The sequence below is a fragment of the Pseudomonas sp. YuFO20 genome (genome assembly GCF_035064975.1).
Taxonomy (GTDB): domain Bacteria; phylum Pseudomonadota; class Gammaproteobacteria; order Pseudomonadales; family Pseudomonadaceae; genus Aquipseudomonas; species Aquipseudomonas putida_AE.
Window position 1 is genome coordinate 84,932 of sequence record NZ_JAXDEO010000001.1, and the last position, 20,576, is coordinate 105,507.

The 20,576-nt window shown below is 61.5% G+C and carries 22 protein-coding genes; 12 read left to right on the forward strand and 10 right to left on the reverse strand.

Annotated features, from left to right (window positions below; genetic code table 11):
* Nucleotides 1–68: 68 nt before the first annotated feature.
* Complete coding sequence (locus tag SOP85_RS00420; protein WP_323625709.1) at nucleotides 69–728, reverse strand: glutathione S-transferase family protein; 660 nt, start codon at nucleotides 726–728, stop codon at nucleotides 69–71.
* A gap of 124 nt (nucleotides 729–852) precedes the next feature.
* Between SOP85_RS00420 and SOP85_RS00425 the strand changes: the two genes are divergently transcribed.
* The 3 genes from SOP85_RS00425 to SOP85_RS00435 all read left to right on the forward strand — a co-directional run bounded on the left by SOP85_RS00425 (nucleotide 853) and on the right by SOP85_RS00435 (nucleotide 4,508).
* Nucleotides 853–1,137, forward strand: a complete 285-nt coding sequence (locus SOP85_RS00425) for a hypothetical protein (protein ID WP_274073689.1) — start codon at nucleotides 853–855, stop codon at nucleotides 1,135–1,137.
* 84 nt (nucleotides 1,138–1,221) lie between these two features.
* On the forward strand, nucleotides 1,222–1,467 hold the full coding sequence (locus SOP85_RS00430; RefSeq protein ID WP_274073690.1) for a TIGR02647 family protein: 246 nt from the start codon (nucleotides 1,222–1,224) through the stop codon (nucleotides 1,465–1,467).
* 194 nt (nucleotides 1,468–1,661) lie between these two features.
* The gene (locus tag SOP85_RS00435; protein ID WP_323625710.1) at nucleotides 1,662–4,508 is read left to right on the forward strand and encodes a class I adenylate cyclase; all 2,847 of its coding nucleotides are present in this window, start codon (nucleotides 1,662–1,664) and stop codon (nucleotides 4,506–4,508) included.
* Between the two features lie 7 nt (nucleotides 4,509–4,515).
* Here SOP85_RS00435 and rnk read toward each other — a convergent pair whose 3' ends face one another.
* The 3 genes from rnk to cyaY form a co-directional block, all read right to left on the reverse strand.
* Nucleotides 4,516–4,926 (reverse strand): nucleoside diphosphate kinase regulator, encoded by a 411-nt coding sequence (gene rnk / locus SOP85_RS00440; RefSeq protein WP_274073692.1) that lies wholly within the window; start codon nucleotides 4,924–4,926, stop codon nucleotides 4,516–4,518.
* A 153-nt stretch (nucleotides 4,927–5,079) separates the two neighbouring features.
* Nucleotides 5,080–5,307 carry a DUF1289 domain-containing protein gene (locus SOP85_RS00445; RefSeq protein ID WP_323607184.1) on the reverse strand — a complete coding sequence of 76 codons (228 nt, stop codon included), beginning with the start codon at nucleotides 5,305–5,307 and terminating at the stop codon, nucleotides 5,080–5,082.
* A 4-nt stretch (nucleotides 5,308–5,311) separates the two neighbouring features.
* Nucleotides 5,312–5,644 (reverse strand): iron donor protein CyaY, encoded by a 333-nt coding sequence (gene cyaY, locus SOP85_RS00450; RefSeq protein ID WP_274073694.1) that lies wholly within the window; start codon nucleotides 5,642–5,644, stop codon nucleotides 5,312–5,314.
* 318 nt (nucleotides 5,645–5,962) lie between these two features.
* On the opposite strand from cyaY, the gene lptM reads away from it, so the two are divergent.
* From lptM to SOP85_RS00480, 6 genes are read left to right on the forward strand one after another with little or no spacing between them, the layout of a single operon-like run.
* On the forward strand, nucleotides 5,963–6,136 hold the full coding sequence (gene lptM, locus SOP85_RS00455) for an LPS translocon maturation chaperone LptM (protein ID WP_137807209.1): 174 nt from the start codon (nucleotides 5,963–5,965) through the stop codon (nucleotides 6,134–6,136).
* Between the two features lie 12 nt (nucleotides 6,137–6,148).
* Nucleotides 6,149–7,396 carry a diaminopimelate decarboxylase gene (lysA, locus tag SOP85_RS00460; RefSeq protein WP_323625711.1) on the forward strand — a complete coding sequence of 416 codons (1,248 nt, stop codon included), beginning with the start codon at nucleotides 6,149–6,151 and terminating at the stop codon, nucleotides 7,394–7,396.
* 4 nt (nucleotides 7,397–7,400) lie between these two features.
* A complete protein-coding gene (gene dapF / locus SOP85_RS00465; protein WP_274073696.1) occupies nucleotides 7,401–8,231 on the forward strand; it encodes a diaminopimelate epimerase in 831 nt (276 codons plus the stop codon).
* A 13-nt stretch (nucleotides 8,232–8,244) separates the two neighbouring features.
* A complete protein-coding gene (locus SOP85_RS00470) occupies nucleotides 8,245–8,970 on the forward strand; it encodes a DUF484 family protein (RefSeq protein ID WP_323625712.1) in 726 nt (241 codons plus the stop codon).
* Between the two features lies 1 nt (nucleotide 8,971).
* Nucleotides 8,972–9,868, forward strand: coding sequence for a tyrosine recombinase XerC (gene xerC, locus SOP85_RS00475; RefSeq protein WP_274073698.1), 897 nt, complete (start codon nucleotides 8,972–8,974; stop codon nucleotides 9,866–9,868).
* Nucleotides 9,868–10,581, forward strand: coding sequence for an HAD family hydrolase (locus tag SOP85_RS00480; protein ID WP_323625714.1), 714 nt, complete (start codon nucleotides 9,868–9,870; stop codon nucleotides 10,579–10,581). Before xerC ends, SOP85_RS00480 begins: the two co-directional genes overlap by 1 nt.
* Nucleotides 10,582–10,738: 157 nt before the next feature.
* On the opposite strand, the gene sutA is transcribed toward SOP85_RS00480, so the two are convergent.
* The 4 genes from sutA to glnK form a co-directional block, all read right to left on the reverse strand.
* Nucleotides 10,739–11,062 (reverse strand): transcriptional regulator SutA, encoded by a 324-nt coding sequence (gene sutA, locus SOP85_RS00485; RefSeq protein ID WP_007980816.1) that lies wholly within the window; start codon nucleotides 11,060–11,062, stop codon nucleotides 10,739–10,741.
* Between the two features lie 101 nt (nucleotides 11,063–11,163).
* Entirely contained in the window at nucleotides 11,164–11,589 is a 426-nt protein-coding gene (locus tag SOP85_RS00490; protein WP_007989493.1) for a secondary thiamine-phosphate synthase enzyme YjbQ, read from the reverse strand.
* A gap of 215 nt (nucleotides 11,590–11,804) precedes the next feature.
* Nucleotides 11,805–13,142, reverse strand: coding sequence for an ammonium transporter (locus SOP85_RS00495; protein ID WP_046818496.1), 1,338 nt, complete (start codon nucleotides 13,140–13,142; stop codon nucleotides 11,805–11,807).
* A gap of 35 nt (nucleotides 13,143–13,177) precedes the next feature.
* Complete coding sequence (gene glnK / locus SOP85_RS00500; protein ID WP_002555808.1) at nucleotides 13,178–13,516, reverse strand: P-II family nitrogen regulator; 339 nt, start codon at nucleotides 13,514–13,516, stop codon at nucleotides 13,178–13,180.
* Between the two features lie 421 nt (nucleotides 13,517–13,937).
* Here glnK and SOP85_RS00505 point away from each other — a divergent pair, with 421 nt between their 5' ends.
* Entirely contained in the window at nucleotides 13,938–14,198 is a 261-nt protein-coding gene (locus SOP85_RS00505) for an accessory factor UbiK family protein (protein WP_274073700.1), read from the forward strand.
* Nucleotides 14,199–14,642: 444 nt separating this feature from the next.
* Nucleotides 14,643–16,136, forward strand: coding sequence for a YifB family Mg chelatase-like AAA ATPase (locus SOP85_RS00510; RefSeq protein ID WP_323607177.1), 1,494 nt, complete (start codon nucleotides 14,643–14,645; stop codon nucleotides 16,134–16,136).
* A gap of 4 nt (nucleotides 16,137–16,140) precedes the next feature.
* On the opposite strand, the gene SOP85_RS00515 is transcribed toward SOP85_RS00510, so the two are convergent.
* Nucleotides 16,141–17,061: a LysR substrate-binding domain-containing protein gene (locus tag SOP85_RS00515; protein WP_274073702.1), complete on the reverse strand. Its 921-nt coding sequence runs from the start codon at nucleotides 17,059–17,061 to the stop codon at nucleotides 16,141–16,143.
* 157 nt (nucleotides 17,062–17,218) lie between these two features.
* On the opposite strand from SOP85_RS00515, the gene SOP85_RS00520 reads away from it, so the two are divergent.
* Nucleotides 17,219–18,613 carry a NorM family multidrug efflux MATE transporter gene (locus SOP85_RS00520; protein ID WP_323625775.1) on the forward strand — a complete coding sequence of 465 codons (1,395 nt, stop codon included), beginning with the start codon at nucleotides 17,219–17,221 and terminating at the stop codon, nucleotides 18,611–18,613.
* Between the two features lie 111 nt (nucleotides 18,614–18,724).
* On the opposite strand, the gene SOP85_RS00525 is transcribed toward SOP85_RS00520, so the two are convergent.
* On the reverse strand, nucleotides 18,725–20,398 hold the full coding sequence (locus SOP85_RS00525; RefSeq protein WP_274073704.1) for a putative bifunctional diguanylate cyclase/phosphodiesterase: 1,674 nt from the start codon (nucleotides 20,396–20,398) through the stop codon (nucleotides 18,725–18,727).
* Nucleotides 20,399–20,576: the final 178 nt, after the last annotated feature.

Sequence of the window (20,576 nt, forward strand, 5' to 3'; positions counted from 1 at the left end):
CCAGAAAGAATACGATCGAATGTGGGAGCGGGCTTGCTCGCGAAGGCGGCCTCAAGAGCCCTACAAATTTACTTTTTGGACGCGACCATCGCCATGAACGCTGGCATCGCCGCTTCCTTGTCCGCCGCAATCCGCTGCACGTTCGGATTGTCTCCCAAGCGTTCCAGCAGCGCCTTGGCAGCCGGCAGCTCAGCCAGCAGATCAATGCCAAACAGCTTCTTGGCAACCCCACAAGCCAACGGCACGCTGTACAGGAAATACAGATCCGCCACGCTCAGTGTTTCACCGGCCACGTAGGGACTGAATTTCCCGTGCCGGCCTAGCGCCGCAATACCCTGCAATAGTTCAGTCTTGGTTTTTTCCCTGATTGCATCCGGCACGCTCGCGCCGAAAAAAGCCTCGGGGTAGCAGGCCCTTCCCGGCAGCTCGATATACAACTCGATCTCCTTGGCCAGCGCCAGCACCTGCGCCCGCTCGAACGGATCGCTCGGCAGCAGGGGCGTGCCTTTCTGGCTCTGTTCGATGTACTCGAGAATCACGCTGGTTTCATTGATGAAACCTTGCTCCGTGCGCAGCACCGGGACTTTTCCGCGCGGGCTGATGGCCAGCGCTTCCGGGCTGGTGCCCGCGTAAAACGGCACTTCTTCGAATGGCAGTCCTTTCTCCAGCAGCGCCAGCTTGACCATGTTGTAGTAGTTGCTGACGGAAAAACCATAAAGCTTGAGCATCACAGAGCCTCCAGGCCGTGCGGGGTGGGCAGTGCCTGTTTATAGAACGCCCGAGGCTTTCTTGCCAGCAGCATCACGCTGCTGAATGCGGGTAAACTGGCGACCTTTCCCTGAGGAGCCTGCCATGAGCGAGCCAATCGATATCGATAACGACGAAGAAGAATTTGCCGAAACCACGCTGATCGAAGCCATCGAGAACCAGATCGAAAGCGATAACCCGCCAGCGGCCAAGGCAACGTTCAACAAGCTGACCCTGGTGGGTTACGAGCGTGACGAAATCCTCAACCTGATGGCCCACGTGCTGGCGGTGGAAATCGACGCAATCCTCGAAGAAGACCGCGCGTTCAATACCGAATGGTACGAAGCCGCGCTGCGGGCGCTGCCAGAGTTGCCGCCGGAAAAGAAATAACGCGTCGCCGTGACTGGACATACCGCACGAGTGGGATCACCTTAGGGGCGCTGTCGCCAAATTCCTAGAAAGTCTGGAGTCCTTATGTCGCTTACCCCTGAGTTGGTTGCCGAACTGGAAGTCCTCGCACTCTTCAACCTGGACAGTTCCCAGGAAGGTTTGAAAATTCATCAGACCGCTGCCCCGAAACACGTTGCCGCCGCCAAACGCCTGTTTGAGAAAGAACTGATCGACCAGCCCGATGGCGGTTATCTGACCAGCCTGGGCCGTGACGCCGCGCAAAATGTGCAAACCGTACTGACTATTCTGAGCGTTCAGGAAACAGCCTGAAATCCATCGCATGCCCACGGAAACCCCTGCCACGGGATTTCCGCGGGCGCATTCAGCTGCCTGGCGTCGCCCTGCGATAGAAATCTGACGCCAGAAATACAAAATCAGCTTAAAAGTCCCGGGGCCGAGGCGCTAAACTGCCCCTCATCCCGAGAGCCTCCACGTCCGAGCCCTGCGAGCCGGTTTGAGCTGACATGACCCGCACCCATGAAATCCGCCCCGATCTGGACGAGGGAATCGACCGCAAGGTTCTCAGTCAGCTGCGCGCACGCTTCCTCAAGCTCAACGAGGGGCGCATGGCGCGTGCCATGGAAGGGTTGTCGACGCGCCAGCAAGGGGTGTTGAACCTCCTTCCGCTGTTCTTCCACGTCAATCATCCGCTACTACCGGGTTACGTCTCGGGCAGCACGCCCGCCGGGCTGTCGAATTTCGAGCCGGATGCCAGCGTCCTCGCCGAAGCCCAGCGCCTGACCCGTTCCTTTTCCTATAAGCCGCGCCACGGCAGCAATCCACCCCGACCGATTCATGGCCTGTTCCTGATGGGCAGCCTCGGTACCCTGGCCCAGGCTGAGCAGAGCGATATGGACGTGTGGGTCTGCCACAGTCCGGATCTGAGCGAAAACGAACTCACCGAGTTGCGCAGGAAATGCCAACTGCTGGAAACCTGGGCTGCCAGCCAGGGCGCCGAGGCGCACTTCTTCCTGATCGACCCCGTCCGTTTCGTACGCGGTGAGCGCGACAGCCAGCTGAGCTCCGAAGACTGCGGTACCACCCAGCATTACCTGCTGCTGGACGAGTTTTATCGCACCGCGATCTGGCTGGCCGGGCGCACGCCCATTTGGTGGCTGGTGCCGGTGTACGAGGAAGCCAACTATGACCGGTACACCCATGCGCTGACGTCCAAGCGCTTCATCCGCGCAGACGAAACCCTGGACCTGGGCCATCTGGCCTACATTCCGCCCGGGGAATTCATTGGGGCCGGGCTCTGGCAGTTGTTCAAGGGCATCGAGTCGCCGTACAAATCGGTGCTCAAACTCCTGCTGACCGAGGTGTACGCCAGCGAACACCCCAGGGTCCAATGCCTGAGCCTGCGCTTCAAGCAGGCGGTGTTCGCCAACCGGCTCGACCTCGATGAGCTGGACCCCTATGTCGTGGTCTATCGGCGCATCGCCGAATACCTCATCGCCCGCAATGAACCGGAACGCCTGGAGCTGGTGCGCCGGGCGCTGTATCTGAAGGTCAATCGCAAGCTCACCGGCAACGGCGGGCGCACCCAGGGCTGGCAACGCTCGCTGCTGGAGCGCCTGGCCCACGAATGGCAATGGGACCATCGCCAGTTGGCCCTGCTCGACAGCCGCAGCCAGTGGAAAGTCCGGCAGGTCAGCTCGGAGCGCCGGGCGCTGGTCAACGAACTGAATTTCAGCTATCGCTTCCTGACCCGGTTCGCCCGCCAGGAACACACCATCAGTCTGATCAACAAGCGCGATCTCAGCGTGCTGGGCCGACGCCTGTACGCGGCTTTCGAGCGCAAGGCGGACAAGGTCGAGTTCATCAACCCGGGCATTGCCCCGGATCTGGCCGAAGACACCCTGACGCTGGTGTACGCGCCAAACAAAAAAGAACCGAAACAAAACCAGTGGGGCTTATACAACGGCAGCCTGACCGTCTTGGAGTGGGAGCATTTCGCTCCGATCAAACGCAGTCGCCATCTGCTCGAGCTGCTCGCCTGGTGCCACCGCAACGGCGTGATCGACAGCAGCACCCGCCTGGCCTTGCACCCGGGCAGCAGCGACCTGAGCGAATTCGAGCTGTTCAACCTGCTGGGCAGCCTGCAACAGAGCATTCCCCTGCCGCTGCCGACTGTCGCTGAAGAACCACTGCTGCGCGCCAGCGTGCCCAGCGAGGTGCTGATCCTGGTCAACGTCGGCATCGATCCGCTCAAGCACCACCGCGAACTGAACATCCTGATGACCACCGAGCGCACCGACTCCTTGAGCTACGCAGGTGTCAGGGAAAACCTGGTGCTGACCCTGGACCAGGTCACGCTCAACAGCTGGAACGAAGTGCTGGTCAGCCGTTATGACGGCCCCCATGCCCTGCTCGATTGCCTGCGCGACTATCTCAACAGCCTGCCAGGCGGGCCGCAGCAGCCCAGGTTGAGAGTCCGTTGTTTCTGCCACAACCGCGCGCAATTCATCGCCCAGCGCATCGAAGACATCCTCGACATCGCGCAGAACCTGCTGCTGAGCAAACTCAATCACCGCTACCTGATCCAGGTCCAGCAGCATTACCACGTGCTGGAGCTGATACCCGGCCAGGTCAAGCACATCGCGCTGGACACCCTGCCGGCACTGCTCGATTACCTCGGTGAAGAACGGGCGAGTTACAGCCCGCTGCACCTGGACCCGATGGCATTGGACGACCACGACCTGGCGCTACTCCTGCCCATGGGGCGGCCGGACTGCATCCAGGTGTTCTACCGGGTCAACGAAGCGCAGGCCGACCTGTACGTGCTCGATGAATTCAACGCCTTGTGGCAACAGCGCCTGCCGTGGCATGACGAACAAAGCCTGCTGGTGCCCCTGCAGCGTTTCCTGCAATCGATCCAGTACCGGCGCGACGCCGCGCTGCCGATGGACGGGGCACAGCCTGCGAACCTGGACACCCTGTATTACCAACTGCTGCCTTCAGGTGCAGGTAAGGCGCGGCGGATCGAAGCCCGATCGGCACCGCAAACCCCGGCCGACAAACCCTTCTATGACGTACAGGCGATCGTCGGCAAAGCCGCACCGGGCAAGGTGCAGGTCACGTTGTATTGCAATCAGCGGGAGTTTTCCGAGCTGGAACATGGCGACCAGCTGTTCAGCGTGGTCGCTCGGGAAATCTTTGAACAACGCCGCGAGACCGAACGCTACCGCTGCTACATCACCGATCTGGACCTGTCAGGCCTGCTCGGTGATGGTCAGGGGTCAAGCCATCTGTATCTGCGCTACAAGGCCGACCTGGAGCGCGCATTGAACGAGGCGCTCGGGCAGGTCTGAGAGGAGGTCACTCGGGGAAGGCGCCGCCGTTGGCTGGCTGCGATTCGACTTCAAGCAGGGTCAGTTTCAAGGTCTTGCCACCCGGCGCCGGCCAGTCGATGTGTTGGCCGACCTTGAGCCCCAGCAGCGCACTGCCGACCGGTGCCAGAATGGAAATCTTGCCCTCGTCGGCGTTGGCATCCTTGGGGTACACCAGCGTCAGGTGATAGTCCTTGCCACTGCCTTCTTCGCGGCAGTGCACACGGGAATTCATGGTCACGACATCGGCGGGCACTTCATCGTGGCCGACCAGTGTATCGGCGCGATCCAGTTCGGTTTGCAGCGCGATAACGCCCGGCAGCGTTTCGTCCAGGCTGTCGATCAGGCGCTCCAGACGTTGTACGTCCAGACGGGTAAGGGTGATGGAAGGTGCGGTCATGATCAGGGCAGACTCCTTTCTTCTGCACGAAAAAAGCAAAACCCCGCCAGAAAAAGGCGGGGTTTTCACAAGCCTCGATGGGTTGAGGCGTACCCGGACACTATCACAGCTCAAAAAATATACAAGCCGCCACCGGCGTACGGCGATGTGCCCCTACCGGGGACCGGCGCCGGTCTTGCGCTGGGAGGCTTGGGTGCAGATGACCCGCCGACGTTCGTCATCCGCCGAGCGCCATTCGCGGATGTCTTCGACATGGCGAAAACACCCGAGACAGACCTTCTGCTCATCCAGCCGACACACGCCGCTGCACGGCGAAGGGACGGCCGGGCTGACGTTGCTGTACAGCGGCTTGGGTGGCCGCACGGGGACTGGCTGGGTCACGGCGTTACAGGCCTTCGAAATCGAGTTCGATGCCGGCCTGCTGCTCGACGATGCGCTCGAGCATTTCACCCAGCTGCTCTTCGCTCTTGTCGCACATCCAGCGTTCGCTTTCTTCGTCGTAGTCGAAGTGGAAGCCCCCGGACACGGCTGCCAGCCACAGCTGACGCAGCGGTTCCTGGCGACTGAAGATCAGCTGGCTGCCGTTTTCAAACTTGACGGTCAGCACACCGGCCGAGCTCTCCAGATCGATATCCAGGTCACTCTCGTCAAAAATATCCTCCAGCGTCTGCTGGGTGGCATCGACCAGATCGTGGAAACGGGCTTCGGACAAACTCATTACGGCAACCTCAAAAAGTGTCTGATCAGGCTCAAGCGCCGCAAGATACGGACGAGCCCCGCTGATTGCAAAGGATAACGATCATGGGCCCATATAGGTACATCAAACGCTGTACCTGTGGGAGCGGGCTTGCTCGCGAAGAGGCCGGCACATTCAACATCTTCGTTGCCTGAACCACCGCTTTCGCGAGCAAGCCCGCTCCCACAGGGTTCGATGTGTATGCGGCAAGGCCCGCCGGACGGGAGCCCCGTCGCATAGGCAAGCTGCCGGGTGGCCGGTATACTCTGGCGCAATTAATGCATTTTCAAGGATTTCGCCATGAAGCGCCTGATCTCTTCCCTTGCTGCGCTCCTCGCGGTTGCCTGCCTGGTGTCGGCCTGCGGTCAAAAAGGCCCGCTGTACCTGCCCGATGAGGACCAGGACCCGGCAGAGCAGGCTCAGTCCTCGCAAAAGCAGCCGTCCAAATCGCACAAGCACGACGTCTACCAATAATAAGGGAACATCATGGACGCTTTTAACTACCGTGACGGTGAACTGTTCGCGGAAGGTGTTGCCCTGTCTGCTATCGCCGATCGCTTTGGTACACCGACCTACGTTTACTCGCGCGCGCACATCGAAGCCCAATACCTGGCGTATGCCGATGCCCTGGCCGGCATGCCTCACCTGGTCTGCTTCGCGGTCAAGGCCAACTCCAACCTGGGTGTACTGAATGTCCTGGCGCGCCTTGGCGCCGGTTTCGACATCGTCTCCCGTGGCGAACTGGAACGCGTACTGGCCGCCGGTGGCAGCGCCGACAAGATCGTGTTCTCCGGCGTCGGCAAGACCCGCGACGACATGCGTCGTGCCCTGGAAGTCGGCGTGCACTGCTTCAACGTCGAATCCACCGACGAGCTTGAACGCCTGCAAGTGGTGGCCGCCGAGCTGGGTGTTCGTGCGCCGATCTCGCTGCGCGTGAACCCGGACGTCGATGCCGGTACTCACCCGTACATCTCCACCGGTCTCAAAGAGAACAAGTTCGGCATCGCCATCGCCGACGCCGAAGACGTGTATGTGCGTGCCGCGCAGCTGCCGAACCTGGAAGTGGTCGGCGTCGATTGCCATATCGGCTCGCAACTGACCACCCTGCCGCCGTTCATCGATGCCCTCGATCGCCTGCTGGGCCTGGTCGACCGCCTCGGCGATTGCGGCATTTACCTGCGCCACATCGACCTCGGTGGTGGCCTGGGCGTACGTTATCGCGATGAAGAACCGCCATTGGCTGGCGACTACATCAAGGCCGTGCGCGAGCGTCTCGACGGTCGCGACCTGGCCCTGGTGTTCGAGCCGGGCCGCTTCATCGTCGCCAATGCCGGCGTGCTGCTGACCCAGGTCGAGTACCTCAAGCACACCGAGCACAAGGATTTCGCCATCGTCGACGCGGCCATGAACGACCTGATCCGCCCGGCGCTGTACCAGGCCTGGATGGACGTCACCGCCGTGCGCCCGCGCAACAGCGCAGCGCGCGCCTACGACATCGTCGGCCCGATCTGCGAGACCGGCGACTTCCTGGCCAAGGATCGTGAGCTGGCCCTGGAAGAGGGTGATCTGCTGGCCGTGCATTCGGCCGGAGCCTATGGGTTTGTCATGAGCTCCAACTACAACACCCGCGGCCGCGCCGCCGAAGTGTTGGTGGACGGTGAGCAGGCATTTGAAGTGCGTCGCCGTGAGACGGTAGCCGAGTTGTTCGCTGGCGAAAGCCTGCTGCCGGAGTAAAACCATGCTGCTGCGTTTTACCAAGATGCACGGCCTGGGCAATGACTTCATGGTCCTCGACCTGGTCAGCCAGCACGCGCATATTCTGCCCAAGCATGCCAAGCAATGGGGCGATCGACACACCGGCATCGGTTTCGACCAGTTGCTGATCGTCGAAGCCCCGAGCAACCCGGACGTGGACTTCCGCTATCGGATCTTCAACTCCGACGGCTCCGAAGTGGAACAGTGCGGCAACGGTGCACGCTGTTTCGCCCGCTTTGTGCTCGACAAGCGCTTGACCGCGAAACGGCAGATCCGTGTCGAAACCAAGAGCGGTATCATCGAGCTCGATGTTCGCAGCGACGGCCAGATCAGTGTCAACATGGGCGCTCCACGCCTGGTGCCGACCGACATTCCGTTCCAGGCGCCAGAGCAGGCCCTGAACTATCAGGTCGACGTCGATGGCACGCCGGTCGAGCTGGCCGCCGTGTCCATGGGCAACCCCCATGCCGTGGTGCGGGTCAGCGATATCAACAACGCACCGGTGCATGAACTGGGGCCGAAGATCGAACATCACCCGCGCTTCCCGGCACGGGTCAATGTCGGTTTTCTCCAGGTCATCGACCGGAGCCGCGCGCAGTTGCGCGTCTGGGAACGCGGGGCCGGGGAAACCCAGGCCTGCGGGACCGGCGCCTGTGCCGCCGCCGTCGCCGCGATCAGCCAGGGGTGGATGGATTCGCCACTGCTGATCGACCTGCCTGGCGGGCGCCTGTCCATTGAATGGGCAGGCCCTGGCCAACCGGTCATGATGACCGGCCCGGCAGTGCGCGTTTATGAAGGACAAGTGCGTCTTTGAGTGAGCCACAACCATGACCGATAAGCCCCAGGTGCCCGCCCTACAGCCCGACGAATCAGCGTCCGAAAACCTGGAGGCGGCGGCGATTGCCGCGTACCTGGAGGCTCATCCGGACTTCTTCGTCGAGCACGAAGACCTGCTTGCGTCCTTGCGCATTCCCCACCAGCGCGGCGATACGGTGTCGCTGGTGGAGCGGCAGATGACCATCCTGCGCGACCGCAACATCGAACTGCGCCATCGCCTGTCGCACTTGATGGACGTGGCGCGCGACAATGACCGCCTGTTCGACAAGACCCGCCGACTGATCCTCGCCCTGCTCGATGCCACCAGCCTGGAAGACGTGGTGATCTGCGTCGAAGACAGCCTGCGCCAGGACTTCCAAGTCCCCTTCGTCAGCCTCATCCTGCTCGGCGACAACGCCATGCCGGTGGGTCGCTGGGTGACCCACGCCGACGCCCAGGTGGCCATCGGCGGCTTGTTGCTGGAGGACAAAAGCGTCAGCGGCAGCCTGCGCGAGCACGAGCTGGACTTCCTGTTCGGCGAAGAACAGCGCAAGCAGATCGGCTCCACCGCCGTCGTCGCCATCAGCCATCAAGGCATTCACGGCATCCTGGCCATCGCCAGCCGCGACCCGCAGCACTACAAGAGCTCGGTGGGCACGCTGTTCCTGAGCTACATTGCCGAAGTCATGGGCCGCGTACTGCCACGGTTCAACAGCTCCCTGCGCTCGGTACGCTGATATGGAACGGCAACTGGACGCTTACTGCGAACACCTGCGCAGTGAGCGGCAGGTGTCGCCGCATACACTCTCGGCCTACCGGCGCGACCTCGACAAAGTGCTCGGCTGGTGCGCCAAACAGAACATCGACAGCTGGGCCGCGCTGGACATCCAGCGCCTGCGCAGCCTGGTCGCGCGCCTGCATTCACAAGGTCAGTCGTCCCGCAGCCTGGCGCGACTGCTGTCGGCGGTACGTGGGCTCTATCACTACCTGAACCGCGAAGGCCTCTGCGACCACGATCCGGCCAATGGCCTGGCACCGCCCAAAGGCGAGCGCCGCCTGCCGAAGACCCTCGACACCGACCGTGCCCTGCAACTGCTGGAAGGTGGCGTGGAAGACGACTTTCTGGCGCGTCGGGACCAGGCGATTCTCGAACTGTTCTACTCCTCCGGGTTGCGCCTGTCGGAGCTGACCGGGCTCAATCTCGATCAGCTGGACCTGGCGGACGGCATGGTCCAGGTGCATGGCAAGGGCAGCAAGACCCGCCTGCTGCCAGTCGGCAAAAAAGCCCGCGAGGCGCTGGAAGAGTGGCTGCCACTGCGGGCCATGGCCAATCCGGCGGACGATGCGGTGTTTGTCAGCCAGCAAGGCCGGCGCCTGGGACCGCGGGCGATCCAGCTGCGGGTCAAGGCTGCGGGCGAACGCGAACTGGGACAAAACCTGCACCCGCACATGTTGCGACATTCTTTCGCCAGCCACCTGCTGGAGTCCTCCCAGGACCTGCGGGCGGTGCAGGAACTGCTCGGCCACTCGGACATCAAGACCACGCAGATCTACACCCATCTGGATTTCCAACACCTGGCCACCGTCTACGACAGCGCCCACCCACGGGCCAAACGCATGAAAGGCGACGATTAATGACCCTCCAACTGATCACCTTCGACCTCGATGACACCCTGTGGGACACCGCCCCGGTGATCGTCAGCGCCGAAGCCGTATTGCGTGAATGGCTGACTGAACATGCACCCAACCTGGGCGCGGTGCCGGTGGAGCATTTGTGGGCCATTCGCGAGCGCATCCTGAGCATTGAACCGGCGCTCAAACACCGCATCAGTGCCTTGCGTCGTCGCGTGTTGTTTCAAGCGCTGGAAGAAGCCGGTTATGCCCACGTCGAAGCGTCGGACCTGGCCGACCAGAGTTTCGAAGTGTTTTTGCATGCCCGGCATCAGCTGGAGATCTTCCCGGAGGTGCAACCGACCCTCCAGGCACTGGCCAATCATTACACCCTCGGCGTGGTCACCAACGGCAACGCCGATGTGCGGCGGTTGGGGCTGGCGGACTACTTCAAGTTTGCGTTGTGCGCCGAAGACATCGGCATCGCCAAACCCGATGCGCGACTGTTCCATGAGGCATTGCAGCGCGGAGGTGCAACCGCTGAGACGGCGGTGCATATCGGCGATCATCCAGGCGATGACATTGCCGGCGCCCAGCAGGCAGGGCTGCGGGCGATCTGGTTCAACCCGGCGGGCAAAATCTGGGAAGCAGAGCGCCTGCCGGATGCCGAGATTCGCAGCCTGACCGAATTGCCGGGATTGTTGGCGCAGTGGAATGGCCTGACGCCGAACCTGTAGGAGCTGGCTTGCCAGCGAAGGCGGCCTCAAGGTTTACACAAGATTCAAGGGCCCCTTCGCCGGCAAGCCGGCTCCTACAGGATCTGTGCACGATTTTGAGCCACCCATGAAAAAGCCCGCAGCGACGGCGGGCTTTTTCAGCAAGCGCGTAGCAGCCTCAGATAGGCCGGCTACCGTACTTGTTGTCAGGCTTCTTGGGCGGATCGGCGACCACATTGGCCTCCACTTCCTGCACCTTGCCGCCACGAGCCAGGAACTCTTCCATGGCCTTGGCCAGGGCGTCACGTTCCTTGTTCTTGGCCTCGACACTCGGCAGCTCATCGACCGATACCGCTGCCTTGGCTTTGCCTTTGGCGGTCGGAACGGGGGCATCACCGCCGTCGTCTTCAGCGACGTCTTCCGCCGCTGCTTCCAGACCTTCTTCGGTTTCGTCGTCGTCGCCTACTTCGAGGTCGTCGTTTTCCAGATCATCGTCGCTCATGTTCTACCTCATGACTTGCGAAAAGCAGATTAGTTATAGCCCAGCTTTGCCCTCTGTCGAAGGCTGCCGGAAAAAAATCAACAGCCGCTGCTGACCAGCGGTTATGCCCCTTCACCATGCACGGTGGCGAGGACTTTACGAGCACCGCCATGATCACGGTGCTCGCCCAGATAAACGCCTTGCCAGGTGCCTAACGCCAGTCGGCCCGCCGAAATCGGCAAACTGAGCTGACAGCCAAGCACGCTGGCCTTGAAGTGCGCCGGGAGGTCGTCCAGGCCTTCGTCGTTATGCTCATAGCCGTCTGTTCCTTGTGGGATCAGACGATTGAAAAATCGTTCGAAGTCGCGACGTACCGCCGGATCGGCGTTTTCGTTGATGGTCAACGACGCCGAGGTATGCTGCAGCCACAAGTGCAACAGACCGACCCGACACGCCTTGAGTTCAGGCAAGCCGGCGAGTAACTCGTCCGTTACCAGATGAAAGCCCCGAGGCCTCGCCCGCAGGGTAATCAGAGTCTGTTGCCACATACAGTTCTCCGCACGTTCGGGGCGCATTCTAGCGCGCTCTGGGAAAAAACAAAGGCCCTAATATTCCTTCATTTCTGTAAGCCTTCGACCGTACAAATACACCCGGCGCAAACATCGTAAAACCTGTAGGAAAAAACCTTTCAGCTCACCCTTCAATGACAAATCCCGGACAAAAAAATGCCCGGCGAGCCGGGCAAGTTTTTTCATGCGCGTGCTTACAAGTTGTAGCCGCGTTCGTTGTGAAGCGCCAGATCGATACCGACCGCCTCTTCTTCTTCGGTGATCCGCAGGCCCATGACGGCGTCCAGGACCTTGAGGATGATGAAGGTGACGATTGCGGTGTAGATCACGGTGAAGCCCACGCCTTTGCACTGAATCCACACTTGCGCGGCGATGTCGGTCACGGTGCCAAAGCCACCCAGGGATGGTGCAGCGAAGACACCGGTGAGGATCGCGCCGAGAATACCGCCGATACCGTGTACGCCGAAGGCATCCAGGGAGTCGTCATAGCCGAGTTTGCGTTTGAGCGTAGTCGCGCAGAAGAAGCACACCACGCCTGCAGCCAGACCGATCACCAGAGCGCCCATCGGGCCTACGGTGCCAGCGGCCGGGGTAATGGCTACCAGGCCGGCAACCACACCCGAGGCGATGCCCAGTGCGCTTGGTTTGCCGTGGGTGACCCACTCGGCGAACATCCAGCCCAGTGCCGCAGCGGCGGTCGCGATCTGGGTGACCAGCATCGCCATGCCGGCCGTGCCGTTGGCCGCCGCAGCGGAACCGGCGTTGAAACCGAACCAGCCAACCCACAGCATGGCCGCGCCCATCAGCGTGTAACCAAGGTTGTGCGGGGCCATCGGGGTGGTCGGGAAGCCTTTACGCTTGCCCAGCACCAGGCAGGCAATCAGACCGGCCACACCGGCGTTGATGTGCACCACGGTGCCGCCGGCGAAGTCCAGTACGCCCCAGTCCCACATCAGGCCGCCGTTGCCGGACCAGACCATGTGCGCGATCGGTGCATACACCAGGGTGAACCAGATGCCCATGAAGATCAGCATCGCGGAGAACTTCATGCGCTCGGCGAAGGCACCGACGATCAGCGCCGGGGTGATGATCGCGAACGTCATCTGGAAGGTGATGAACACCGCTTCAGGGAACAACGCAGCCGGGCCAGTCAGGCTGGATGGCGTGACACCGGCGAGGAAGGCCTTGCCCATGCCACCGAAGAACGAGTTGAAGTTGACGACGCCCTGTTCCATACCGGTGGTGTCGAACGCGATGCTGTAGCCATAGATGACCCACAGGACGCTGATCAGGCCGGTAATGGCGAAGCACTGCATCATCACGGAAAGAATGTTTTTGGAGCGAACCATGCCACCGTAGAACAGCGCGAGGCCGGGAATGGTCATGAACAGCACGAGGGCTGTCGAGGTCAACATCCAGGCGGTATCGCCGGAGTTGAGGACTGGGGCCGCCACTTCGTCTGCCGCCAAAGCAAGGCTGGGCATTACGATGGACAACAGGGCTCCTAGCCCTGCGAATTTACGCAGAGTCATTTTGTTTTCTCCTGGGGCGTTGGGTTTGTGGCGGCTTAGATTGCGTCGGTATCGGTTTCGCCGGTACGGATGCGAATCGCCTGTTCCAGATTGACCACGAAGATCTTGCCGTCACCGATCTTGCCGGTGTTGGCCGCCTTGGTTATCGCCTCGATAACCCGGTCGAGATCCTTGTCGTCAATGGCGACATCAATCTTCACCTTTGGCAGGAAATCGACCACGTATTCCGCGCCGCGATACAGCTCGGTGTGACCCTTCTGCCGACCGAAGCCTTTGACTTCAGTAACGGTAATGCCCTGCACGCCGATCTCGGACAACGACTCGCGCACGTCGTCCAACTTGAACGGCTTGATGATGGCAGTGACTAGCTTCATGAAAACTCTCTCCCGAATTTGGTGGACTTGCCCCAGGAAAACAAACCCGTCTCAAGTCTAAGCGCAGTGCCTGGCTTTGTAACGCATCGTCGGCCTTACCTGCCCGTCCGACGCCAGTTAACCGCTCCTTGCGAAACACTCCCCGCGTTTCGCCTGGCGCACTGCATTCGTCACAGCGACTGCATCAGTGCATGGGTCATCAGCATCTAAGCAGAAAGCTTGCCATCTCCACAAAACACATTGATTTCAAGCCTTTGCCAACAGATCGCGACCACTTCACGACAACACCCGACGGGTTACGCACAACAACGGTGCGATGCCGTCCGTCCGCATGCGCGAAAAGCGTGCATCCCTTGCCTGCGGAATTGACTATAGACACTGCGTGATACACTGCCCGCCATTGCTACCAGGACATTCCCCCATGCTCGCCCCCAAAGACTTCCTCGACGCCCTGACAGGCACCGCCTCCCGACTCTTCAGCGGCGACACGCCACTGCCGAAAAGCGAAATCGAAAGCCAGTTCAAGGCTCTGTTGCAGAGCGGGTTCAGCAAGCTGGATCTGGTGAGTCGTGAAGAGTTCGATAGCCAGATGGTGGTATTGGCGCGCACGCGGGCGCGGCTGGAGGCGCTAGAGGCGAAGGTCGCGGAAATGGAAGCGAAGCTCACTCCACCAACCGAGTAAACACTGCGATCCCTGTAGGAGCTGCCGAAGGCTGCGATCTTTTGATGTTCCGCCCTTCAACCATCTCGGCAACGTCCTACAAAACATCACACCGCCGTCCGATTGCGTCGCCCATAAGCCAGTCTCTAAGCTCATCCCCTGCTGAATGTTCAGCACTGGGTTTGGCGACCCGGATGCTTAAGGCGTACGACGACGATCCGAAGGCGGGACTGCCTCCCACGGTAAAGACCTTGAACCTGCGGGCCTGCTTGCTGGCAAAAGAGCCTGACCCTGTCGACAGACGAACTGCCTGCATGGCGGTTTTTTTTGTGAGTCAGCACGCTCCAGGATGACTCGCAACATCCAGCGAAAATTCAACTTCTCTACCCCAACGCGAAACCCTCATCTTCTGTCTACCCTTGAAAAACCCGCAGGAAGCGGCCTCTGTCATTTCAAGGAACGACCATGTCCCTCTCCATCGTCCACAGCCGCGCCCAAATTGGCGTGGATGCGCCCGCTGTCACCGTTGAAGTCCATCTGGCCAATGGTTTGCCATCGCTGACCATGGTCGGCCTGCCCGAGGCGGCGGTGAAGGAAAGCAAGGACCGGGTGCGCAGTGCGATCATCAATTCGGGGCTGCAGTTTCCGCCTCGGCGCATCACCCTGAACCTGGCGCCGGCGGATTTGCCCAAGGACGGTGGGCGTTTCGATCTGGCGATTGCCCTGGGGATTCTCTCGGCCAGTGTGCAGGTGCCGACGCTGACGCTCGATGATGTGGAGTGCCTGGGGGAGCTGGCGCTGTCGGGGGCGGTGCGGGCCGTACGCGGGGTATTGCCGGCGGCGTTGGCGGCGCGCAAGGCCGGGCGTTCGCTGGTGGTGCCGCGGGCCAATGCCGAGGAAGCGTGCCTGGCGTCAGGCTTGAAAGTGATTGCGGTGGATCATTTACTGGAGGCTGTCGCGCATTTCAATGGGCATACGCCGATTGAGCCTTATGTTTCCAATGGCTTGCTCTACGCCAGCAAACCCTATCCCGATCTGAATGAGGTGCAGGGGCAGCTTGCGGCCAAACGGGCGCTGTTGCTTGCCGCGGCGGGCGCGCACAACCTGTTGCTCAGCGGGCCGCCGGGGACGGGCAAGACACTCCTGGCGAGCCGTCTGCCCGGACTCCTGCCGCCGCTGTCCGAAAGCGAGGCGCTGGAGGTGGCGGCCATTCAATCGGTCACCAGTTGCGTACCGCTGAGCCATTGGCCTCACCGGCCATTTCGCCAGCCCCACCACTCTGCCTCAGGCCCTGCACTGGTGGGCGGCGGTTCGAAACCGCAGCCAGGCGAAATCACCCTCGCCCACCACGGTGTCTTGTTCCTTGACGAGCTTCCGGAGTTTGAACGCAGGGTCCTGGAAGTCCTGAGGGAACCGCTGGAGTCCGGCTACATCGTGGTCTCCCGGGCGAAGGATCGCGTGCGGTTTCCGGCGCGGTTCCAGTTAGTGGCGGCGATGAATCCGTGTCCCTGTGGATATCTTGGCGAACCCACGGGCCGCTGCTCCTGCACCCCGGACATGGTGCAACGCTACCGCAACAAGCTGTCGGGCCCGTTGCTGGATCGGATCGACCTGCACCTGACCGTGGCACGGGAGGCCACGGCGCTCAATCCTCCCGTGAAACCTGGAGAGGACAGCGCCAGCGCTGCATTGATAGTGGCCGAGGCACGCGAGCGCCAACAGACGCGTCAGGGCTGTGCCAATGCCTTTCTCGATCTGCCAGGGCTGCGCAAGCACTGCAAGTTATCCACAGTCGATGAAAACTGGCTGGAAACCGCTTGTGAGCGGCTAAACCTCTCCCTGCGTTCAGCGCACCGGTTGCTCAAGGTTGCGCGGACGTTGGCGGATCTTGAGCAGGTCGACAGCATCAGCCGCGAGCATCTGGCCGAGGCGTTGCAGTATCGGCCAGCAACGCAGTAACGACTCAGCTCAGGTGCACGACATCCGGCAGCTCCATGGCCCTGACCTCCCCTTGCAGGAAGTCACTGAGCCGACGCATGCGCTCGCCACCCGGACGGGTTTTCGGCCACACAAGGTAATACTTCTCGCCGCTGGCGACTGCAGTTGGCCAAGGCAGGCTCAAGCGACCTTGGGCGACATCCTCAGCCACCATCAGCAGATCGCCCATCGACACGCCGTACCCCCGGGCGGCCGCGATCATGCCCAGTTCAAGGGTGTCGAAGACCTGCCCGCCCTTGAGCGACACCTGCTCGGCCAGGCCCATGCGCTCCAGCCAATTGCGCCAGTCCCGTCGATCCGGTGTCGGGTGCAGCAGCTCGGTATTGATCAGACGCTCAACATCCCAAGGTTGATCATTAAGCAGGTTGGGCGCCCCCACCGGGATCAGTTCCTCGGGAAAAAGATAGCTCGCCTCCCAGTCCGCCGGGAAATGCCCGTTGCTCAGCAACACCGCACAGTCGAACGGCTCATCATTGAAGTCCACCGAATCGATATCCATCCAGGCGCTGGTCAATTGCACCTCGTTCCCCGGCTGCAGATGGCGGAAGCGACTGAGCCGCGCCAGCAACCAGCGCATGGTCAGTGTCGACGGGGCTTTCATGCGCAGGATGTCGTCTTCGGCGCGCAAGGTGTTGCAGGCCCTCTCAAGGGCCGTAAAACCTTCGCGAATGCCCGGCAGCAGCAAGCGCGCCGATTCGGTCAACTGCAGGTTGCGGCCACTGCGATGAAACAAGCGGCAGGCAAAATGCTCTTCGAGCGTACGAATATGCCGACTGACTGCACTTTGGGTGATCGACAGTTCTTCCGCAGCACGGGTAAACGACGTGTGTCGCGCCGCCGCTTCGAATGCGCGCAGGGCATAAAGAGGAGGAAGACGACGCGACATCAGGAAAGCTCCTACAGCGGTTTTGGATACCCTAGCAGAAACTATTCAACATGAGTTTGAATCATGTTACCCATCCTTTTTATCCCTTTGTGCAAACGCCGCAGAGCGCCGAGAATCGACGCTTTCCTGTTCTCTTTGATAACCGAGCGTGATGACCATGCAGCATCCAGCGCGTATTGAACTCTGGGCCATCCTGCGGCTGGCGGGGCCGTTGATTGCCTCGCAGTTGGCGCACATGCTGATGGTGCTCACCGACACCCTGATGATGGCGCGCCTGAGCCCCGAGGCTCTGGCCGGTGGCGGGCTCGGCGCGGCGACATATTCGTTCGTGTCGATTTTCTGCATCGGCGTGATCGCGGCGGTCGGCACCCTGGTGGCGATCCGTCAGGGAGCGGGCGATATCCTCGGTGCGGCCCGGCTGACCCAGGCCGGCTTGTGGCTGGCATGGTTGATGGCGCTGGGCGCCGGTCTTCTGCTGTGGAACCTGAAACCGGTACTGCTGCTGTTCGGCCAGACCGAAAGCAACGTCCAGGCGGCCGGACAATTCCTGATCTTCCTGCCCTTTGCCCTGCCCGGCTACCTGAGCTTCATGGCCTTGCGCGGTTTCACCAGCGCCATCGGCCGGGCAACACCAGTGATGGTCATCAGCCTGGGCGGTACCGTTGCCAACTTTCTGCTCAACTATGCGCTGATCACAGGCATGTTCGGCCTGCCGAAACTGGGGCTGATGGGCATTGGCCTGGTCACGGCGATTGTCGCCAACCTGATGGCCCTGGCGCTGGCGTGGCACATTCGCCGGCACCCGGCCTATGATGCCTATCCACTGCGTCAGGGCTTGTCGCGGCTCAACCGCCAGTACCTGAAGGAACTGTGGCGCCTGGGCCTGCCGATTGGTGGCACCTACGCGGTGGAGGTCGGGCTGTTTGCCTTCGCCGCCTTGTGCATGGGCACCATGGGCAGCACGCAACTGGGCGCGCACCAGATCGCCCTGCAGATCGTGTCGGTGGCATTCATGGTGCCTGCGGGGATTTCCTACGCGATCACCATGCGCATCGGTCAGCATTACGGCGCCGGGCAGTTACTGGACGCGCGGCTGGCCGGAAGGGTCGGTCTGGCTTTCGGCGCGGCGGCGATGCTGTGTTTTGCGATGGTCTTCTGGCTGTTGCCGAATCAGTTGGTCGGGCTGTTTCTCGATCACAACGACCCGGCGTTTCGCGACGTCATCGACCTGGCCGTGAGCCTGCTGGCTGTGGCGGCGTGGTTCGAGCTGTTCGACGGCACGCAAACCATCGCCATGGGCTGCATTCGCGGGCTCAAGGATGCCAAGACCACCTTCCTCGTGGGCCTGGGCTGTTATTGGCTGATTGGCGCCCCGGCAGCCTGGTGGATGGCGTTCCATTTGCAATGGGGGCCAACGGGCGTGTGGTGGGGCCTGGCGCTGGGATTGGCCTGCGCAGCGGTGAGCCTGACGCTGGCGTTTGAGTCGAAGATGAAGCGGATGATTCGGCGGGAGCCGTCGCAAGAGCGCTTCGACGCCATCCAGGCCGAATGAGATCCCTGTAGGAGCTGGCTTGCAAGCGAAGGCGGTGGGTCAGTCGACAAATGTGTTGAATGACAAACCGTCTTCGCTGGCAAGCCAGCTCCTACAGTTTTGCGTGGGTGTTTAAACCACGACTTCCAGCGGCGCCTGCTGGCTGCTGTCAAACGTCAGGTACTGCACCAGCTCCGCCAACGGCAACGGCTTGCTGATCAGGTACCCCTGCACCTGATCGCAATCGAACCCGCGCAACAGTTCCAGTTGCTCCGGTGTCTCCACGCCTTCGGCGACGACTTCCAGTTTGAGGTTGTGCGCCAGGTTGATCATCGCGTGCACCAGCTGGCGGTTTTCTTCGCGCTGTTCCATGCCGCCGACAAAGCTCTTGTCGATCTTCAGCAGCGTGATCGGCAGGCTGTTGAGGTGCACGAACGAGGAAAAGCCGGTGCCGAAGTCATCGAGGGAGAAGCGCACGCCCAGGCGGCCAAGGGCGTCCATGGTTTGCTTGACCAGGTCGCTGCGGCGCATGACCGCGGTTTCGGTGAGCTCGAACTCCAGCCACTGCGCCTCGACTCCGCGCTCGGCAATCAGCCGGCTCAGGGTCGAGAGCAACTGACTGTCCTGGAACTGCCGGAACGACAGGTTGATCGCCATGTGCAACGGCGGCAAACCCAGCTCAAGCAACGCCTGCATGTCGCGCAACGCCCGGGAAATGACCCAGTAACCCAGCGGTACGATCAAACCGCTCTGTTCGGCCAGCGGCACGAATTCGCTCGGCGGCAGCAAGCCGCGCTCGGCATGACGCCAGCGCACCAGGGCTTCGAGGCCGACGATCTGCCCGTCTTCAAGGTTCATTCGCGGCTGGTAATGCAGCTCCAGCTCATCACGGCGCAACGCCCGGCGCAGCTCGGTTTCGAGGTCGGCGATGCTGCGGGCGTTGCGGTTGATGCGCTCGTTGAAAATATGAAACGTACAGCCTTGGGTGCTCTTGGCCTGCTGCATGGCGATATGCGCGTGCCACATCAGGGGGTCGGCGCCAGCCTGTGCCCGTGCATGGGCAATGCCCAGGCTGGAGCCGATCAGCAGGCTTTCGCCGTCGATCCAGTAAGGCTCGGCCAACGCTTCAGTGATGCGTTCGGCCATCCATTCGGCGCGCTGAGGAGCGCGTCGGGTGTCGATCAGCAAGGCGAACTCATCGCTGCCCAGTCGCGCCAGTTGATCACCGGCTTCAAGCTGGCCTTTGAGCCGCGCGACCACCTGCAGGATCAGGCGATCACCGGCCTGATGGCCGAGGGCATCGTTGGCGTAACGGAAGTTGTCGAGGTCCAGGTGACCGAGGGCCAGGCCACGACCATCGTTTTCCGCCAGGCGCGCCGTCAGCAAGGTCTGGAAACCCTGGCGGTTGGCGATGCCAGTCAGCGGATCCTGCTCGGCCAGGCGCTGCAGGGTGGTTTCCAGTACGCCGCGCTCACGCACATGGCGCAGGCAACGGCGCAGCATGCCCGGGTCGAGATGGTCGCGTACCAGCCAGTCACTTACACCGTCGGGCGGGGTCAGGGGCTCATGCTCGAGCAGCAATACCGTCGGCAGGCAGCAACGACCGGCCGCCGGCTGGAGGGCCGGGATCGTCAACAACACCGCGCTGCGGTTGTCATCGAACAGACTGCTGACCGATTCCCAGCTCGGCGCACTGATGAGCACGGCCGAGCTCCCCATCGGAGCCAGACACTCGCGCAACAACGCTGCCCACGCTGGCTCTTCGGCCAGTAGCAGCAAACGCAAGGGTTCGACAGGCGTAGACAAGCTAGCTCCCTAGACTCTGCATGGATGTAGGCGACCGCATTATGCCGCGCCGATCCCTAATGACCAATGGACATTGCCTTCAAACGAGGCCTTTGTATCAGGAAATTACCAACATTAGACGCGAATTCGTTGCGCATCCTGCGTGAAAGTAACAAAACCGGCAAATACAGATCGCGTT

What these genes read in the sequence shown, in the direction of transcription:
- SOP85_RS00420 (WP_323625709.1), bottom strand. Translation starts at nt 728, where the DNA reads ATGCTCAAGCTTTATGGTTTTTCCGTCAGCAACTACTACAACATGGTC.
- SOP85_RS00425 (WP_274073689.1), top strand. Translation starts at nt 853, where the DNA reads ATGAGCGAGCCAATCGATATCGATAACGACGAAGAAGAATTTGCCGAA.
- SOP85_RS00430 (WP_274073690.1), top strand. Translation starts at nt 1,222, where the DNA reads ATGTCGCTTACCCCTGAGTTGGTTGCCGAACTGGAAGTCCTCGCACTC.
- SOP85_RS00435 (WP_323625710.1), top strand. Translation starts at nt 1,662, where the DNA reads ATGACCCGCACCCATGAAATCCGCCCCGATCTGGACGAGGGAATCGAC.
- rnk (WP_274073692.1), bottom strand. Translation starts at nt 4,926, where the DNA reads ATGACCGCACCTTCCATCACCCTTACCCGTCTGGACGTACAACGTCTG.
- cyaY (WP_274073694.1), bottom strand. Translation starts at nt 5,644, where the DNA reads ATGAGTTTGTCCGAAGCCCGTTTCCACGATCTGGTCGATGCCACCCAG.
- lptM (WP_137807209.1), top strand. Translation starts at nt 5,963, where the DNA reads ATGAAGCGCCTGATCTCTTCCCTTGCTGCGCTCCTCGCGGTTGCCTGC.
- lysA (WP_323625711.1), top strand. Translation starts at nt 6,149, where the DNA reads ATGGACGCTTTTAACTACCGTGACGGTGAACTGTTCGCGGAAGGTGTT.
- dapF (WP_274073696.1), top strand. Translation starts at nt 7,401, where the DNA reads ATGCTGCTGCGTTTTACCAAGATGCACGGCCTGGGCAATGACTTCATG.
- SOP85_RS00470 (WP_323625712.1), top strand. Translation starts at nt 8,245, where the DNA reads ATGACCGATAAGCCCCAGGTGCCCGCCCTACAGCCCGACGAATCAGCG.
- xerC (WP_274073698.1), top strand. Translation starts at nt 8,972, where the DNA reads ATGGAACGGCAACTGGACGCTTACTGCGAACACCTGCGCAGTGAGCGG.
- SOP85_RS00480 (WP_323625714.1), top strand. Translation starts at nt 9,868, where the DNA reads ATGACCCTCCAACTGATCACCTTCGACCTCGATGACACCCTGTGGGAC.
- sutA (WP_007980816.1), bottom strand. Translation starts at nt 11,062, where the DNA reads ATGAGCGACGATGATCTGGAAAACGACGACCTCGAAGTAGGCGACGAC.
- SOP85_RS00490 (WP_007989493.1), bottom strand. Translation starts at nt 11,589, where the DNA reads ATGTGGCAACAGACTCTGATTACCCTGCGGGCGAGGCCTCGGGGCTTT.
- SOP85_RS00495 (WP_046818496.1), bottom strand. Translation starts at nt 13,142, where the DNA reads ATGACTCTGCGTAAATTCGCAGGGCTAGGAGCCCTGTTGTCCATCGTA.
- glnK (WP_002555808.1), bottom strand. Translation starts at nt 13,516, where the DNA reads ATGAAGCTAGTCACTGCCATCATCAAGCCGTTCAAGTTGGACGACGTG.
- SOP85_RS00505 (WP_274073700.1), top strand. Translation starts at nt 13,938, where the DNA reads ATGCTCGCCCCCAAAGACTTCCTCGACGCCCTGACAGGCACCGCCTCC.
- SOP85_RS00510 (WP_323607177.1), top strand. Translation starts at nt 14,643, where the DNA reads ATGTCCCTCTCCATCGTCCACAGCCGCGCCCAAATTGGCGTGGATGCG.
- SOP85_RS00515 (WP_274073702.1), bottom strand. Translation starts at nt 17,061, where the DNA reads ATGTCGCGTCGTCTTCCTCCTCTTTATGCCCTGCGCGCATTCGAAGCG.
- SOP85_RS00520 (WP_323625775.1), top strand. Translation starts at nt 17,219, where the DNA reads ATGCAGCATCCAGCGCGTATTGAACTCTGGGCCATCCTGCGGCTGGCG.